The sequence below is a fragment of the Ruegeria sp. BF12 genome (genome assembly GCF_056538705.1).
Map to the genome: position 1 here is coordinate 1 of NZ_JBQFTP010000031.1, position 15836 is coordinate 15836.

14 protein-coding genes and 1 tRNA gene are annotated in these 15836 nt (G+C 54.0%); 8 read left to right on the plus strand and 7 right to left on the minus strand.

The features are described 5' to 3' along the window. Positions 1–411: 411 nt before the first annotated feature. Positions 412–487: transfer RNA gene (locus ACR0J0_RS23245), tRNA-Thr, on the minus strand. Between the two features lie 224 nt (positions 488–711). Here ACR0J0_RS23245 and ACR0J0_RS23250 point away from each other — a divergent pair. The 4 genes from ACR0J0_RS23250 to arsB are packed head-to-tail and all read left to right on the plus strand — an operon-like array spanning position 712 to position 4833. Then, entirely contained in the window at positions 712–1545 is an 834-nt protein-coding gene (locus ACR0J0_RS23250; RefSeq protein WP_480666363.1) for an arsenate reductase/protein-tyrosine-phosphatase family protein, read from the plus strand. Further along, a complete protein-coding gene (locus ACR0J0_RS23255; protein ID WP_480666364.1) occupies positions 1542–2540 on the plus strand; it encodes an ArsJ-associated glyceraldehyde-3-phosphate dehydrogenase in 999 nt (332 codons plus the stop codon). The genes ACR0J0_RS23250 and ACR0J0_RS23255 overlap by 4 nt, the downstream gene beginning before the upstream one ends. Next, positions 2537–3814 carry an organoarsenical effux MFS transporter ArsJ gene (arsJ, locus tag ACR0J0_RS23260; protein ID WP_480666365.1) on the plus strand — a complete coding sequence of 426 codons (1278 nt, stop codon included), beginning with the start codon at positions 2537–2539 and terminating at the stop codon, positions 3812–3814. The genes ACR0J0_RS23255 and arsJ overlap by 4 nt, the downstream gene beginning before the upstream one ends. Next, a complete protein-coding gene (gene arsB, locus ACR0J0_RS23265; RefSeq protein ID WP_480666366.1) occupies positions 3811–4833 on the plus strand; it encodes an ACR3 family arsenite efflux transporter in 1023 nt (340 codons plus the stop codon). The genes arsJ and arsB overlap by 4 nt, the downstream gene beginning before the upstream one ends. 26 nt (positions 4834–4859) lie before the next feature. Here the strand turns inward: arsB and glf are convergent, their stop codons facing one another. Genes glf through ACR0J0_RS23280 form a run of 3 tightly spaced genes read right to left on the minus strand, consistent with a single transcriptional unit; the run spans position 4860 to position 7697 of the window. Continuing rightward, positions 4860–6008 carry a UDP-galactopyranose mutase gene (gene glf / locus ACR0J0_RS23270; RefSeq protein WP_480666367.1) on the minus strand — a complete coding sequence of 383 codons (1149 nt, stop codon included), beginning with the start codon at positions 6006–6008 and terminating at the stop codon, positions 4860–4862. Between the two features lies 1 nt (position 6009). Next, on the minus strand, positions 6010–6900 hold the full coding sequence (locus ACR0J0_RS23275) for a hypothetical protein (RefSeq protein WP_480666368.1): 891 nt from the start codon (positions 6898–6900) through the stop codon (positions 6010–6012). Then, complete coding sequence (locus ACR0J0_RS23280) at positions 6897–7697, minus strand: glycosyltransferase family 25 protein (RefSeq protein WP_480666369.1); 801 nt, start codon at positions 7695–7697, stop codon at positions 6897–6899. Before ACR0J0_RS23280 ends, ACR0J0_RS23275 begins: the two co-directional genes overlap by 4 nt. Before the next feature lie 613 nt (positions 7698–8310). On the opposite strand from ACR0J0_RS23280, the gene ACR0J0_RS23285 reads away from it, so the two are divergent. Next, positions 8311–10107, plus strand: coding sequence for an ABC transporter ATP-binding protein (locus ACR0J0_RS23285; protein ID WP_480666370.1), 1797 nt, complete (start codon positions 8311–8313; stop codon positions 10105–10107). 327 nt (positions 10108–10434) lie between these two features. On the opposite strand, the gene ACR0J0_RS23290 is transcribed toward ACR0J0_RS23285, so the two are convergent. Next, on the minus strand, positions 10435–11070 hold the full coding sequence (locus tag ACR0J0_RS23290; protein WP_480666371.1) for an HAD family hydrolase: 636 nt from the start codon (positions 11068–11070) through the stop codon (positions 10435–10437). Continuing rightward, positions 11052–11864: an ATP-grasp domain-containing protein gene (locus ACR0J0_RS23295; RefSeq protein WP_480666372.1), complete on the minus strand. Its 813-nt coding sequence runs from the start codon at positions 11862–11864 to the stop codon at positions 11052–11054. The genes ACR0J0_RS23290 and ACR0J0_RS23295 overlap by 19 nt, the downstream gene beginning before the upstream one ends. Positions 11865–12091: 227 nt before the next feature. On the opposite strand from ACR0J0_RS23295, the gene ACR0J0_RS23300 reads away from it, so the two are divergent. From ACR0J0_RS23300 to ACR0J0_RS23310, 3 genes are all read left to right on the plus strand, one after another. Beyond that, the gene (locus ACR0J0_RS23300; protein WP_480666373.1) at positions 12092–12814 is read left to right on the plus strand and encodes a class I SAM-dependent methyltransferase; all 723 of its coding nucleotides are present in this window, start codon (positions 12092–12094) and stop codon (positions 12812–12814) included. A gap of 113 nt (positions 12815–12927) precedes the next feature. Beyond that, positions 12928–13356, plus strand: a complete 429-nt coding sequence (locus tag ACR0J0_RS23305; RefSeq protein ID WP_480666375.1) for a sugar 3,4-ketoisomerase — start codon at positions 12928–12930, stop codon at positions 13354–13356. Then, on the plus strand, positions 13353–14453 hold the full coding sequence (locus ACR0J0_RS23310) for a DegT/DnrJ/EryC1/StrS family aminotransferase (protein WP_480666376.1): 1101 nt from the start codon (positions 13353–13355) through the stop codon (positions 14451–14453). The genes ACR0J0_RS23305 and ACR0J0_RS23310 overlap by 4 nt, the downstream gene beginning before the upstream one ends. A gap of 3 nt (positions 14454–14456) precedes the next feature. Here the strand turns inward: ACR0J0_RS23310 and ACR0J0_RS23315 are convergent, their stop codons facing one another. Further along, on the minus strand, positions 14457–15503 hold the full coding sequence (locus ACR0J0_RS23315; RefSeq protein WP_480666377.1) for a glycosyltransferase family 2 protein: 1047 nt from the start codon (positions 15501–15503) through the stop codon (positions 14457–14459). Positions 15504–15836 lie beyond the last annotated feature (333 nt).

Below are 15836 nucleotides of genomic sequence, written 5' to 3' on the forward strand. Positions count from 1 at the left end.
ATTTGCGCATCCGCAAGCCAGAAGAGATCAGACTTGTTCACCGCTCGTTTTTGAACCGTGAATCACGCCGCAAAACGGAAATCAATGGGTCATGACCCTAAAGCACCACCTATGTTTATTTCGGAATGCTTGGGTTTCGGACGTACGAGAAAAGCAACCCTTTGGCTTGAAGTATAGGGCCCCAGGAATCAGCTTAATTTTCCATCAGTTAAGGCCCGCCAATTCAGAAGTGGAATTGTCGCAAGGCTTCGAGAAAACCAAATTCGTATACCACAGTTGGCACTCGCGCTGATTTTTTGGATAGCAAGCAGCGAAGTCGAGAATGGTGTTTCCAAAAGGCGGGCCAAGGGGTCGGCTGAATTAGAATCAATAACGCAATTTATTGATAAATATGTTGAATTTTTAGAGATATGGTGCCTCAAGAGGGACTCGAACCCCCGACCTTGTCCTTACGAAGGACCTGCTCTACCAGCTGAGCTATTGAGGCAAGCGAAGGTTCGTTTAAACCGTCGTGCTGGCACGTGCAAGCCTCGAAATCTTAAGTCACCGCAGGCGAATTTGGGGATGATTCCCTCGATCCCAGCTGTCTGCGGGCTTGCCTGGATGAGCGGCCGGCTCCAAAACGCGCTTTTTTTCAAGGATTTACCTTTAATACCACCAGTCACACGATAATGATTGACCATCGCCCTTTATTTCAATAATTCATGAATTATGATAGAAAAAATAACAGGCCAACTGGCCATACTCGGTCATCCGCAGCGTATCTCGGTGTTTCGCATGTTAATGCGACGTTTTCCTGACAGTGTTCCTGCAGGAGAGGTGGCGGCAGAGCTCGGCATAAAGGCCAGCACCCTGTCGAACTACCTGAACGCGCTACAGCGATCGGGGCTGGTCAAACAGGAACGTTCGGGAACGTCTCTGCTCTATTCGATTGAAATGAAAAACGTGCAGCAAATGCTCGATTACCTGATCGTCGATTGCTGCCGTGGTCGCCCAGACATCTGCATGCCCTTTGCGCAAGGAAATAAGACAATGACCGACCGGAAATACAACGTTTTGTTTTTGTGCGTGGGCAACTCTGCCCGCTCGATCTTTGCTGAATCGTTGCTGCGTTCCCTCGGCGGCAAAAGGTTCAACGTGTATTCGGCGGGAACGCAGCCCGCCTCCGAGCTCAACCCGTTCGCCTTGCAGGTTCTTGGCGACAAGGGGCATGACACGTCGGTTTTGCGCTCCAAGCACATGTCCGAATTTGCAGCCCCCGGCGCACCTGAAATGGATTTCGTTTTCACCGTCTGCAATCAGGCTGCAAACGAGGAATGCCCGGCCTGGGAAGGCCAGCCGATCAGCGGCCATTGGGGCATGCCGGATCCGGTCAAGGCCCAAGGCACGGACGCCGAGAAAAGCCTCGCCTTTCAAAATGCCTACGGCGCGCTCAAGCGCCGGATCGAGGCCTTTACCTCTTTGCCGGTCGAAAGCCTCGACCGGAACGCACTTCAATCTGCTGTCGATGACATCGGCAGAACGCCTACTGAGGACTCGCAATGACGACATATGCTGTAAACGGCTTGGGCCGGATGGGGAAACTGGCCCTGAAGCCGTTGCTGGAGAAGGGCGCCAAGATTGCCTGGATCAATGACGCTGTCGGCGACCCGGAAACGCATGCGCATCTGTTGGAATTTGACACGGTGCACGGTCGCTGGGATGCCAGCTTCGGACATGACGCCGAAAGCGTTACGATCAATGGAACACGCCTGCCCTTCATTGGCACCACAAACCTGAACGACCTGCCTCTGACTGGTGTCGACGTCGTTATCGATTGTACGGGCGTCTTCAAAACCGAGGCAAATCTGGCCCCCTATTTCGACGCCGGCGTGAAGAAAGTTGTCGTCTCAGCTCCGGTCAAGGATGGCGCGACCGCCAATATCGTAGTCGGCGTAAATGACGATACCTATGATCCGACCACACATAACATCGTGACCGCAGCGTCTTGCACCACCAATTGCCTGGCTCCGGTCGTCAAAGTGATCCACGAAAACCTGGGCATCCGTCACGGCTCAATGACCACGATCCATGACGTGACAAACACCCAGACCATCGTGGATCGTCCCGCCAAAGACCTGCGCCGCGCGCGGTCCGCGCTGAATTCTCTGATCCCGACGACGACCGGCTCGGCTACCGCAATCACGCTGATCTATCCCGAACTGAAAGGCCGGCTGAATGGCCACGCCGTGCGAGTTCCCTTGCTGAACGCGTCACTGACGGATTGCGTGTTTGAAGTGGAACGCGAAACCACGGTCGAAGAGGTCAACGCGTTCTTCAAAGCCGCAGCCGAAGGTGAGCTGAAAGGTATCCTTGGCTATGAAACGCGGCCTTTGGTGTCGACGGATTATACCAATGACGAACGTTCTTCGATCGTTGATGCCCCGTCGACCATGGTGGTGAACGGTACGCAGGTGAAGATCTATGCGTGGTACGACAACGAAATGGGTTATGCGCATCGTCTGGTCGATGTAGCCTTGATGGTCGGTGCCTCGCTGTGACAACTGCGCCCGAACAAAGGCCCGAAGGTCTGTCGGCCTATATCGCCGTCACGGCGGCCTATTGGGCCTTTATGCTGACCGACGGAGCCCTGCGTATGCTGGTGCTGTTGCACTTTCATACGATGGGCTTCTCGCCGGTGCAGTTGGCGTATCTGTTTGTTCTGTATGAAATCGCCGGTATGGCGACGAACCTTGCCGCAGGTTGGATTGCAGCCCGGTTCGGGCTGGCGTCAACGCTCTATGCAGGGCTGGCGTTGCAGGTTGGGGCGCTGCTTGTTCTCACTCAGTTAGACCCTAATTGGGCGATTCCAACCAAAGTTGTCTTTGTGATGATCGTTCAGGGGGCCAGCGGGGTCGCCAAGGATCTGGCCAAGATGTCCTCGAAATCTGCCGTCAAACTGCTGGCACCTACCGAAGGTGGCGGCCTGTTTCGCTGGGTTGCCGTCCTGACCGGGTCAAAGAATGCGGTCAAAGGGCTGGGCTTTTTGCTTGGTGCCGCACTCTTGGCAACGCTTGGCTTTATGTGGGCCGTTCTCGTCATGGCAATCGTGTTGGCGGTTATCCTGTTCACTGTGATCTTGTTCATGCCGCCCGGCCTGCCCAAGGGGCGCAAAGGGGCGAAATTCTCCGAGGTCTTCTCGAAATCACCCAACGTGAACTGGCTGTCGGCGGCGCGGGTCTTTCTGTTCGGCGCACGTGATGTCTGGTTCGTGGTCGGTGTCCCGATTTACTTCTACGCCGTCCTGTCGGACGGCACTGAGGAAGGAAACCGCGCCGCGTTCTTCATGATCGGCACCTTCATGGCGGTTTGGGTGATCCTGTACGGTGCCGTCCAGGCCAGCGCCCCCAAAATCCTGCGCGCGAATGAACGAACTGAAGGCGACCTGATCCAAGCCGCCCGCAACTGGGCGGCTGCCTTGTTCTGTGTCCCGGCCGCATTGACCATCGCTGTCCTGCTGTCGTCGGGTCCAGAGATATGGCTGACCGTTACTCTGGTCGTGGGCCTGTTGGCGTTCGGCGCGATCTTTGCGGTCAATTCCTCGCTGCATTCTTATCTGATCCTGGCCTTCACCAAATCGGAACGAGTCACGATGGATGTGGGATTCTACTACATGGCCAACGCAACGGGCCGCCTGGTGGGCACCGTTTTGTCTGGCCTGACCTATCAGATCGGCGGACTTCCGATGGTTCTGGGCACAGCCGCTGTGATGGTGGCACTGGCGGCACTGACATCCGGCAAGCTGACCGATCAGACGAATGAGGCATATACATGAGCATCTTCGAACGTTACCTGACCGTCTGGGTCGCCCTCGCCATGGTCGGCGGCGTCCTGATCGGCCTCGCCGCACCCGGCTTGGTTCAACTGGTCGCTTCGGCCGAGGTGGCGAGCGTCAATCTGGTCGTGGCCATTCTGATCTGGGCAATGGTCTATCCAATGATGGTCAGCGTCGATTTCGGCGCGGTTGCAGGCGTCGCTCGCCAGCCGCGTGGTCTGATCGTGACTTTGGTGGTCAACTGGTTGATCAAGCCATTCACCATGGCTTTTCTGGCGGTTCTTTTCTTTGACTATGTCTTTGCCCCGTGGATTCAGCCCGAAGACGCGGCCCAATACACCGCCGGGCTGATCCTTCTGGGTGCGGCACCCTGCACAGCGATGGTGTTTGTCTGGTCTCAGCTGACTAAAGGCGACGCGACTTACACCTTGGTGCAGGTCTCTGTGAACGATCTGATTATGGTGGTTGCGTTTGCGCCTATCGTGGCCTTCCTGCTGGGTGTCGCCGATATACAGGTCCCGTGGCAGACTTTGGTTCTGGCGACTGCGCTTTATGTGGTTCTGCCTCTGATCGCCGGCCTAATTACGCGCCAAAAACTCGGGTCACAGGAGACCATTGATGCGTTCTCGGCGCGCGTCAAACCATGGTCGGTGATGGGGCTGATCGCTACTGTCGTCATCCTGTTTGGCCTGCAGGGCCAGACCATTCTTGCCAAACCTATGGTGATCGTGTTGATCGCGGTACCGATCCTGATTCAGAGCTATGGCATCTTTGCTCTGGCCTACGGTGCCGCCTATGCACTGAAGGTCCCGCACCGGATTGCAGCACCTTGCGCCATGATCGGGACGTCGAATTTTTTCGAACTCGCGGTCGCCGTTGCCATAAGCCTGTTCGGCCTGAACTCGGGCGCGGCGCTGGCTACGGTTGTGGGTGTTCTGGTCGAAGTTCCTGTTATGCTGTCCCTGGTCGCATTTGCGAACCGCACTCGAGCCCGGTTTCCCGAACCTGCGCCGTCATAGGTCGGGTCAGCGCGAAACCAAATTCATCAAAGCACTGAAACAACGAACGGCTTCAGCTGTTCTTTGTTTGAGACCGCTGACAACACTGCGCGTGCGGTATCCAGAGACTCTCGGATCGTGACATCCATATCCAGATACCGATAAGTGCCTAAGCGACCGACAAAGGTAACGTTCTGGGTCTTTTCAGCCAGGGCAATATACTCACCCAGCAGGGCTTTTTCCTTCACCTGACGGATCGGGTAGTAGGGAATGTCATCCGGACCAGCGGCGCGGGAAAACTCACGATAACAGACCGAGCCTTCATGCGTTTCCCATGGCGCGAAATGCTTGTGCTCGGTGATCCGCGTAAAGGGTACGTCTTCTTCGCCATAGTTCATCACCGCGCAGCCCTGATAGTCGCCGTCATGGGTGAAGCGTTCGAAATCAAGGGTGCGATAGCCCAGACGGCCAAGCTCATACTCAAAGTAGCCGTCCAACGGGCCGGAGTAGAACACGTGATCGAAGTCGTCCGCCATGCTGCGGTCGAAGGTGGTGTTCAGCTTAACCGTAATTCCCGGGTGATCGAGGATACCTGCAATCATGTCGGTATAGCCGTTCTCGGGCATACCCTGGAATTTATGGAAAAAGTAGTTGTCGTCGTAGTTGAATCGAACCGGTAGACGCTTGAGGATCGACGCTGGCAACTCGGACGGGTGACAGCCCCACTGTTTGATCGTGTAACCCTTGAAGAACGCCTCATAAAGATCGCGACCGACGAACCGCAGCGCCTGTTCTTCGAAACTCTGCGGGTCGGTGATCGATGTGTCAGCCTGCTCTTCGGTAATAAACGCGCGTGCTTCTTCCGGGCGCATGGTCTTGCCAAAGAACTGGTTGATCGTGTGCAGGTTCACCGGAAGGGAATAGACCTGACCCTGAGACGTGGTTTTGACGCGGTTCTTGTAAGGCAGGAAGTTGGCGTATCGGTTCACATATTCCCAAACTTCTTCGTCGTCCGTATGGAAAATATGCGGCCCGTAGACATGCACCATGACCCCGGTATCGGCGTCGCGTTCGGTGTGACAGTTGCCGCCGATATGGTCGCGGCTGTCGACAACTGTGATCTCATGGCCTTGTTCGGCAAGTTCCCGACCAATCACAGCTCCGGACAGCCCTGCCCCTACCATCAAAAATCGCATCTCAGGCACTTTCCCGTTTCAGCGAAATCGTCGTCATGTCGAGCGGTTTGATCAGTTGGCGCCGGGCAATCTTGAAAATGCCGGACCGCGCCTCGCTGGAACTGCGGAAATTCGAGAGAACCGACATCCAGGCGCGGCACATGTGCCAACCCACGTTCAAACGGCCCGAAATCGGCTGCCCGCCCTGCAAGATCGCTGCAAAGACGACCGGGACGGTGCGCCGGGACAGATCGAACATCTCTTTCAGCACGGCCTCTTCTTCTTCGGAACTGAGGTTGTTGGACTCGGCCATCGCAACTTTCAGGTTCTTTCCGATCGGCCGTGTGTGGTGCATCGCGATTTCATCCAGGATGGCGGTTCGAAATGCGCCGGCCTCGGCCCAGCGGCACCAGATATAATCCAGGCCGTAGCCGCTCATCGTGCCCTGGAACAGCGGCAGCGCTTTCTTCAGGATATCCTGATGCAGACACGGGGCCATGATCTCGATGTAATTTGTGTATCGCAACACAAAGCCCGGGCATTGGCTGAACACGAAATGCGAGAAATAGCTTTCCGGGGTCAGGGATGGCTGCGCGATACGTAATCCATGAACCTGCATGGCATCAAACAGCGCATTGACGTCCTCTGCACTGATGTCGAGATCGTCATCCGGCAGCCAGTAAAAGTCATATTGATCAAGGTCCCGATCTGCGAGAGTTTTGTACAAGCCGTCCCACTTGCCGCCCTTGACCAAAACGGCCTCAACACCCGGCTCGGGTTCAAAAGCCGCAAACGCCTCATCCGAGAAATAGCTGATCAGAAGATCGAAATTTCGATCTTCATGGGGAATCTCCTGCCACCGATGGTGCAATGAGTTTTTGCCCGCACGGACAACCACAAGGCTTTTCTTCATACGCGATTCCGGACCCGATTATCGGCCTTCATCAACGGGCCAAGCCCTTCAATCATGTCCGGGTTCAGGGGATGGCTCAACCGTCCATGTGTGTATTTGGCCTGATAGAGCAAGTTGCGAACGAATCTGGTAAAGGGCGAACCCGGTTTGGTCTTGCTGCGACAATGGTCAATTGTACTGTCAAATTCTTGGCGTTCTGTGACCATCTTTTCCCCAAGGGTAAGGATGGGCACATTGTGCTCCCAATAGAATTTCAGGTCGATGTCGATCGGCCGTGCAATCGGAGCGTCAAGCGCCAGAAGCCGCGCGGCCGCCCGTCGACCGATGATATAGCCCGTGGTCCTGGGAGGAAGCCGATCCGACAGAACAAGGTCCTGATCTGCAACGGATTTTATCATTTGCCCGTTGTTGCCCGGCACGCCATCCAACTTGATCATGACGCCTTCAAAGCATTCGCCGCATTCGGAAAGCTCATCGAAAAATGGCCTGGGATCTTGCACGAATGTGGCGTCGTCTTCCAATACAAGGCTTACAGGGTCCTTAGAATCCACGACCTCCTGCCATATCTGGCGATGCCCCAAGGTACAGGCGACCTCGTTGCGGCTGAGCGGACGTTTAAACTTGATGCGGTTCATCTCCGCATCATAGAAGCTCCGCAACTCCGAGTTGTTCAACTGTTCACCAGAAATGGCGTCGCTGAATTCAAGGTTCAAGCCAAAGCGCGCAAACTCATTTTCGCAGAAACGTCGCCGCTCCACGTCGGTGGGCAGACTCAGAATGACGGCCTTGATCGACACTTATCTATTACCAATAATTTTTTTCACAGCGTTACTATGGGCCGTGTTTACCAAGTACAAGCGTAAAAGGTCGATCATTTTTTCCATGACACATCAACAATTTCAAACGGCAGAAAACCGCCCACAAGCCTCTAACAAAGCAACGCTCCAACAATCGACTCTGAAACATCAGGCGTCATTGCCTTCTTTCATTAACATATCATAATGAAACCACTAAGAAAATCGCTTGTCTCCGCTAAATGTCCCTTTGCAGAGTTTTGCTGGCGAAAACCTTTTTTGTTTTCGACCAAGAGATTTTCGACCCATGCAACACCTTCGAACCGCTCAAAAGTTGTGCAAATGTGGTATCGCATGGAATTGAGAGCACCAAATGCAGGCATCGCAGCCGGCGTTTACGCGGCATATCGCGGGGGTCCGGAGGGAAACACGCAACGTCACTGCCACTTATTTCTTCACCATGCACTTGCGCGACCGGCCGCATGAACCTATTTGCCTACGACTCTGCGCCCCGATCGGAATGGGCAACTCTGTCGCGTCATTTGATCTGCCCTTTAGACAGGATCGATTATAGGTTATCTGAGCGAGCGCATGATTTCATGATCTGGAGAATTCAATGATTAAGCGTGCCTGGACCGAGTGGCGATCAGGCTATATGGGCCGCCTCATCAGCGAAAGCTTTTTTGCCCAAGGTCCTCTTTATGCCGTTGCCATCGTTGCGATGATCGCCGTTGCCGCGACCACCGCTGGCTCTGCCTTTATGATGGAATACATCGTCGACGCGATGACCAGCCCTGATATGCGCGAGTGGGCAGCGATGATTGCCCTCGGCGTTGTTCTGCTTTTTCTGGCCAAGGCGGTCGCTTCTTACATTCAGTCGATCTACCTTGCGCGTGCGGGAAACCGGATCATCGCGATGCAACAAGACCGCGTGTATCGCAAATTGTTGCGGCATGGCGTTGCATTTTTTGCCCAAAATGAATCCTCTGACCTGCTCATGCGCACCACTCATGGTGCGCAAGCCGCGCGAACCCTGATTGACGTTATGGTCACAGGATTTGTCCGCGACGCGCTGACCCTGGTGGGTCTTGTAATCGTCATGGTGTATCAGCAGCCCGTGCTATCCATCATGTTCTTCGTTGTCGGCCCGGTGGCTTTGCTGGGTGTGCGGTACTTGCTGAAAAGCGTACGCTCGATCATGCAGCAGGAATTCAAATCGCTGGCAGAGATCATCCGGGTGCTGCAGGAAACTTCGGCTGGTATCAAGGTGATCAAGGTCTTCTCGCTTGAGGATCGCATGATCAACCGCATGGAAACCGCCATCCTCAAGGTCGAGGAACGCTCGAACGACATTGCGCGACTGCAGTCCATCGCCAGCCCGCTGATGGAATTTCTGGCCGGCCTTGCCGTTGCCGGCGTTCTGGTCGTCTCGACCCTCGGTATTGCAGGTACGGAACAGCCGACCGCGGGTCAGTTAATGTCCTTTATCACAGCTTTGCTAATGGCTTATGAGCCCGCCAAACGTCTGTCGAGAATGCGCGTTCAGATCGAGGCAGCCATGGTCGGCGTCGGTATGCTTTTTGGCCTTCTGGATCAGGAAGACACGATGCAGGAAAGCCCCGAAGCGCGCGACCTTCTGAATGGACCCGGTGAGATCGCTTTGCGCAACGTCACCTTCGGATACCACGGTTCAATTCCTGTAATCGAAAACATGAACGTGACTTTCGACGCCCGGAAAACCACGGCCTTGGTAGGGCAATCTGGGGGCGGTAAGTCGACGATATTCGGGCTGATCATGCGGTTCTATGACCCTGATGAAGGAACGGTCGAAATCGACGGCCAGAACCTGGAAGACGCCAGCTACGCGTCATTACGGCGGAAGATATCTTATGTAGGCCAAGACACGTTCCTGTTTTCGGCCTCCGTTATGGAGAACCTACGCTGCTCGGCACCGGACGCGTCGAACGAGGAGGTCATCGAAGCCGCAAAGGCAGCATACGCGCATGATTTCATAAGCGGTCTGCCGGATGGCTATGACACACAGGTCGGTGAAAACGGTACCTTCCTGTCAGGCGGTCAAAAACAACGGATTGCTATTGCACGGGCGATTCTGCGCAATGCCGAAATCTTGCTGCTGGACGAAGCCACCAGCGCATTGGACGCAGAATCCGAGGCTCTCGTAAAGTCGGCGCTGGACTCGTTGACGCAGAATATGACTGTGATCGTGATTGCCCACCGACTTTCTACTGTTCTTGAAGCCGACAAAATCATGGTCGTGCAGGATGGTTCTGTGGTCGAGCAGGGCAACTTGGACGAATTGATGGAAATGAATGGCCAGTTCCGCAATTTGTTCGACCAGCAATTTAAGAAACGGGAATCCACAGCCGAGGTAAGTGTCGAAATTGCGGACTGATCGAGATGTTGAGTGTAAGTTGTGATCGCTTAGGCTTGCAAGTTGTTCGCAGAGCATGATTGCAAAGAAATCTCGAACAAAAGAACGAGTTCGGCGCGCTCGCCAAACTCACTTACAGTCGAACTAAATTGTCGCCGCCCTGAACAAAGCAAATCAAAAAACCAAACGACCCCGTGCAAAACGACCGCGCACAGTTCCGAGAAAAACATGTCGGCCTCTACAGAGTTATGATCGACGCGGGCCTAGGCCTATTGGCATGTGCGAAGGCTTAGCTCAAGAAATTCCATTCAAAATAGGCATTTAAACCTGAATGGCTAAACCAAAGGATCAATCTGGCGAGCCTAATTCAAGAGAGCGTTCTACTCCGACTAACGATGGCATCACCCTCGCAGGCATGCATCGATCGGTCAAAAAAGACTTTGATCTCTGCCCGCAGCTGACCGCCCAGAATGGGATACCTGCATCCCGTGCAGCGACATCATCAACTTCGCTATCTCCACAATGCAGAATTGCCCCCGAATTGCGCAGGCAATGTGATTTCGCTTCAGCAGCGTTTTTGCCCGGTGTTACCACTTCGACCGCAACAAAAAACTCGGCCAGCCGAAGCCTCGCTAGAACATCCGTTACTCCCTGCGGATTTTGACGAGCGGTGATCAGGATCAAAGAAGCCCTGTGACTCATTTTCGTCAACGCAGTCCGAACGCCAGGAAGAACCCTGTCGATCAATAAGTTTTCAGGGCTTTCGATTTCAGTAAGCCATTTGTCGATAAAGCCATCCGGTGGGTTCAACCCTTGTTCGCCAAGCGCAGCGAGCGTAGACAACCCATTGCGCTTGGACAACCAAAGCGCGTCTTTGAAGATCTCTGCCGCAGGAATTAGGGTCAGCAGGACGGCCTCTTGGCGAGGTCGACAATCCAGAACCGTACCATCCAGATCAATTCCAATTATTGGTTTTCCGGCCATGAAACATGTTCTCGATATGAGCGCGTTACGAACAGGTCACCCTTTGGGATGGGGCGAAAAAAGCGAGTGAAATCCTTACCTGTGTGAAATGCCACGTGGGCAGATGCAAAATCGCAACCAACCGCAGCCGACATTGGCGTTGCACCACCGACCCGCGGATTAACATCTATTACCTGCCAATCTGCTGGCTCCAAGCTGCCCCGGACCTGAAAGCAAAAGGCCCCAGTCAATCCGACCGCTTTTGACACGCGGCTTGCGAGGTAAGCTAATTCGTTGTCTTCAAAAAGCCGGGCCTTGGTGCAGACGCCGGCTTTGACCTCAACACGCTCTCGGCAACAATGTGCGACCACTTCGCCCGGATCGCTGCAAAAGACGTCTATCGTTATCTCGATACCGTCGACAAAGGGTTGAACAATCATCTGAGATGATTCGGGCCCGGCTTGAAACTTAGCAAGATCTCTTTCATCGGCGATTGCCACCGCACCCTTGCTGCCCACACCTGCACGTGGCTTAGCGTGCAGCTTACGATCATGCCAAACTGCATCCTTCAGCGGCACAGTTTCCGGTACGGGGACGTTCCACTCCACAAAACGAGAAAAAATCGCCAGTTTGTCACCCGTCAACTGAATTGCTTCAGAGGTCGGGGCGAACAGTTGAATACCCTGAGAGTCGAAAGAGTCGCTTGCAGCGGCAGCGGCAGCAATTTCGAAATCGTGGATCGGATAGTATGCATTCCAGTCGCCGTCCCGAAGTGCGGAACCCAAAACACTGGCAAAATCGTCCCCCTTCGCCATGGGTACCTGCAAAAACTCGAATTCGGACGCAGCGGCGACCAGTTCGGGCGGGTTTGTGTCGCACGCCAAGAGGCGAGGAGGCTGGTTCCACCCGGCCAGCGAGCGCAGGACACCCAGGCCAGTCGCAGAGCCTGCCGACCCGACAGCTATGGACATTTCGTTTCTTGACATGGATAGAACTCTAACTCGTATTAGAAATCATTGTCAGCGGCACAAAGGACGCAGAGGTGGAATTTTCACAGACAGAATCCGAGCGGATTTCAGCAATAGCTAAAGACAGTTGGTATGAAAAGCCTACGGCGCTTGCAACGATCCGTTACAGCTTTTTGCTCTTTCAGCGCTTTATGAAGAGCGATGAAAAGGTTCTGGAAATGGGACCGGCTGAAGGCACCATGTCAGCGCAACTTGTTGCGGCGGGTTACAACACTGAACTCCTTGAGGGTTCTCCCGAATTTGCTGAAATTTTGCGTGGGAAATTTCCCACCGTGCCCGTGCATGTTGCATTGTTCGAGGAATGGGAAAGCGCGCCTATATACGATGTAATCCTACTGGGTCACGTACTGGAACATGTGGAGGCGCCTTCAGAAGTACTTGCCCGTGCCGCAACTTGGCTCAAGCCCGGCGGTCGCATCATTTGTTCAGTGCCGAACTGTCGATCACTCCACCGTCAGGCGGCGGTGATCATGGGGTTGATGCAAACTGAGCAGGACATGTCAGAAAAAGACATTCATCATGGCCATCGTCGTGTCTATTCGCCGGAGAGCCTGCGGGCCGATTTTGTCCGAGCGGGCATGAAAATTGACTACTTTGGCGGTTACTGGATGAAGCCGATCTCAGATGGCCAGATTGAGGCAGACTGGACACCAGAAATGCTGGACGCATTTATGGTTCTGGGCGAGCGATATCCTGACATTGCAGCCGAACTCGTCGTGGTTGCCTCTCGCCCCTAACCGTTGACGGCAGGCGCGTGTGCGGGCTTTTTGACCTGCACGCGCAGGCGGTCGTTTTGTTCGAAGGCGCATACAGTCTTTAATTCTCGGCGTAAGACTGCTAGGCCCGTCACATGAAACCTGAGATCAAACAACCTCTTGGTTCCTGTCGATTAATAGATCTGCCAGTTGTTACCGATCCTCGTGGCGACCTGACCTTTTTGGAAGGTAATCGACATGTACCATTCGACATCGCTCGAGTTTATTATCTTTACAATGTTCCCACGGGCAGCAGCCGTGGCGGCCATGCACATCGCGAGCTGAAACAGGTGCTTTTCGCTCTGTCCGGCTCTTTCAGGGTCTCAGTCGATGATGGTGTTAACCGCGAAGATCATTGGCTCAGAACTCCAAAACAAGGTTTGCTTATAGAGCGGTTGGTTTGGAGAGAGATGGACGCGTTCAGCCAAGGTGCCGTTTGTATGGTGCTCGCATCAGCGCCATTTGATGAGGCCGACTACATCCGTGATTATGATACATTCCGCAATGAGGTTGGGGCAATTTGATACCCTTTCTCGATATTGCCGCTGCTACAGCTGAGATCGAGACCGAACTTGAAGCAGCGTTGCGTCGTGTTTTACGGTCCGGGTGGTACATTGGTGGACCCGAAGTATCAGAGTTCGAGGCTAACTGGGCCAGCTATTGTGGCGCCAACTATGCTGTTGGCACGGCGAATGGATTGGATGCGCTCGTACTCGCTCTCAGAGCTTGCGGGATTAAGCCCGGAGACGAGGTAATCGTTCCCTCGCATACTTTTATTGCTACTTGGCTGGCGGTCAGCGAATTGGGGGCCGTGCTAACACCCGTTGAGCCTGATCCGCGCACTATGAATATGGATGTAACGCAAATCCAAAAGGCAATTACACCAAAGACGCGCGCAATCATACCGGTTCATCTCTATGGTCAGCCGGCTGATCTAGATCCGATCTTGTCGATAGCGCGGGAGTTCGGATTGCGCGTTATCGAAGATGCCGCACAGGCGCATGGTGCAAGCTACAAGGGCCGAAAACTCGGCGCGCATGGCGACGCTGTTTGTTGGAGTTTTTATCCCGGCAAGAATCTAGGTGCGCTTGGTGATGCAGGTGCAGTGACGACGAATGATCCGGACCTTGCGGCCAACATTCGGCGCCTGGGGAACTACGGCTCCGATCAAAAGTATGTCCATGCACAGCGTGGTTTGAATTCCCGACTTGACCCGATTCAGGCAGCCGTTCTGTCCGTAAAGCTTCGCCATCTCGACGCGTGGACCGCGCGTCGTAAAGCCCTCGCCGAATCTTACGAGAAAACCCTGAATGGCAGCGGCCTTCTTCTTCCCGAAGCGCCTGACTACGCTGATCCTGTCTGGCACCTCTATGTCGTGCGACACGCCAAACGGGACGAGATCAAAGCTGAGCTTGGACGCGCCGGAGTTGAGACATTGCTTCACTACCCCACAGCTTGCCACAAGCAGGGGGCTTATGCCGACATGGCACATCTCTCAATGCCCTTGGCCGAGGAAATGGCTGAAACCGTCCTGTCCCTCCCAATGGGGCCTCACTGTCCCGCGGACGCGCCTCAGCGTGTGGCCACGGCAATTCAGAATTTACCCGTATTCAACCGGTGAAGATCAACGAAACTTGTCAACTGAACGCTTGAGCTTCGCCCTGAAATTGGCTCGATGCGCGTATTTTCGCATTTCGCCGGACAGGTTTCCCGCGCGTCGGAAAGAACGCAGCGTTTTGAAGTCGTTTCTTTCGCGCGCATATTCGATCGTCATCTCTGCAAGGCGATTTGACAGTGGAACCCTGTGCGCCTCTCCGAGCACTTCGGCGATGAGATTTTGGGTTCTTTCGAAATCTTCAAAACTCTCTTCTGGTCCATTCATCACCAGGAAATCAAAGTCCCTCCAATACTCTTCGGGGATATATTTTGAGACGACCTCAAAGATCGCTCGCATTTGCCGCCACTTTTTCTTGTATAGGTTGGTCGGATGGTTGCGATAGATCCAAAACGCACCTTCATTGAACCAGAAACGGTTTTTCGTGCGCCGCGCCTCATTGAAGAAACGTAGGACAAAGGCATAGTCGTCGGCGGTTATTTCTGTGTCGAAACCACCGGAATTCACGATAAGGTCCCGGCGCATAATCAGCCCTTGAAGAAATATCATGGACGGCTGGCGATAGAAGTGTTTCTGGAACATTTGATCGGGGTCACCACTGCGCAAAGCCTCGACAAAATCCCAATGATAGATACTACCAGGCCATTGGAGCAGGTTTTCGTTGAGTTCCAGCTGGCGCGGAATAACAAAGCCCAGAGAATCGTCGTTGATCAGTCTCTCGATTGTATTCTGGAGCGGAAATGCCGGACCAAGCATGTCATCTCCAGACATGAACATGACATACGGCGCATCGGTATGGTCGATTAGCCTTTGTACGTTTTTACCTGGGTGACCGGTGTTCGCTTGAACAATAACTTCGATTGGAACGTAGGATTGATTTGCAATTCGCCGCGCAATGTCACCAGTGCCATCTGAGGAACCATCATCTAGAACGACAATCTCGAAATTTGGGTAGCGAAGGGCTGCGAGGCTTTCAAGACAATCAGTTATGTAAGCCGCATGCTCGTACGCAAGGACAAGGATTGAAACCTTCGGTTGGGCACATGTTTCTTTCATGCTACCTCACCTTCACAGATCAATAAGCGCTTGAATATTCTACGCACCGGGCTGTTCCCAATTGTCATATTCCAAGAATTCAGCCCGATATCACGCTTGATCGTGAGCGCAAGACGTTTCGCTTTCGATCAGTTGGCCAGTGGCGTTCAGCTCACTCGCTAGCCGACTATCACGAACGTATGGACCTGTCACGCTGTGATGCCAAACTGATCGTCAATACGGACACGTTGCCGAGCTCGCACTAGGGTCAGGACTGATCGCCAATAAATGACGAGAGCTGCGAGGGCGATTGCTGCGAGGAAGACCTTCGGGCACCTGTCGTACCGGGTTGCC

Excerpts from the sequence above, each read along its gene's own strand:
- ACR0J0_RS23250 (WP_480666363.1), top strand. The coding sequence starts at position 712 with ATGATAGAAAAAATAACAGGCCAACTGGCCATACTCGGTCATCCGCAG.
- ACR0J0_RS23255 (WP_480666364.1), top strand. The coding sequence starts at position 1,542 with ATGACGACATATGCTGTAAACGGCTTGGGCCGGATGGGGAAACTGGCC.
- arsB (WP_480666366.1), top strand. The coding sequence starts at position 3,811 with ATGAGCATCTTCGAACGTTACCTGACCGTCTGGGTCGCCCTCGCCATG.
- glf (WP_480666367.1), bottom strand. The coding sequence starts at position 6,008 with ATGCGATTTTTGATGGTAGGGGCAGGGCTGTCCGGAGCTGTGATTGGT.
- ACR0J0_RS23275 (WP_480666368.1), bottom strand. The coding sequence starts at position 6,900 with ATGAAGAAAAGCCTTGTGGTTGTCCGTGCGGGCAAAAACTCATTGCAC.
- ACR0J0_RS23285 (WP_480666370.1), top strand. The coding sequence starts at position 8,311 with ATGATTAAGCGTGCCTGGACCGAGTGGCGATCAGGCTATATGGGCCGC.
- ACR0J0_RS23290 (WP_480666371.1), bottom strand. The coding sequence starts at position 11,070 with ATGGCCGGAAAACCAATAATTGGAATTGATCTGGATGGTACGGTTCTG.
- ACR0J0_RS23295 (WP_480666372.1), bottom strand. The coding sequence starts at position 11,864 with ATGGCGAAGGGGGACGATTTTGCCAGTGTTTTGGGTTCCGCACTTCGG.
- ACR0J0_RS23305 (WP_480666375.1), top strand. The coding sequence starts at position 12,928 with ATGAAACCTGAGATCAAACAACCTCTTGGTTCCTGTCGATTAATAGAT.
- ACR0J0_RS23315 (WP_480666377.1), bottom strand. The coding sequence starts at position 15,503 with ATGAAAGAAACATGTGCCCAACCGAAGGTTTCAATCCTTGTCCTTGCG.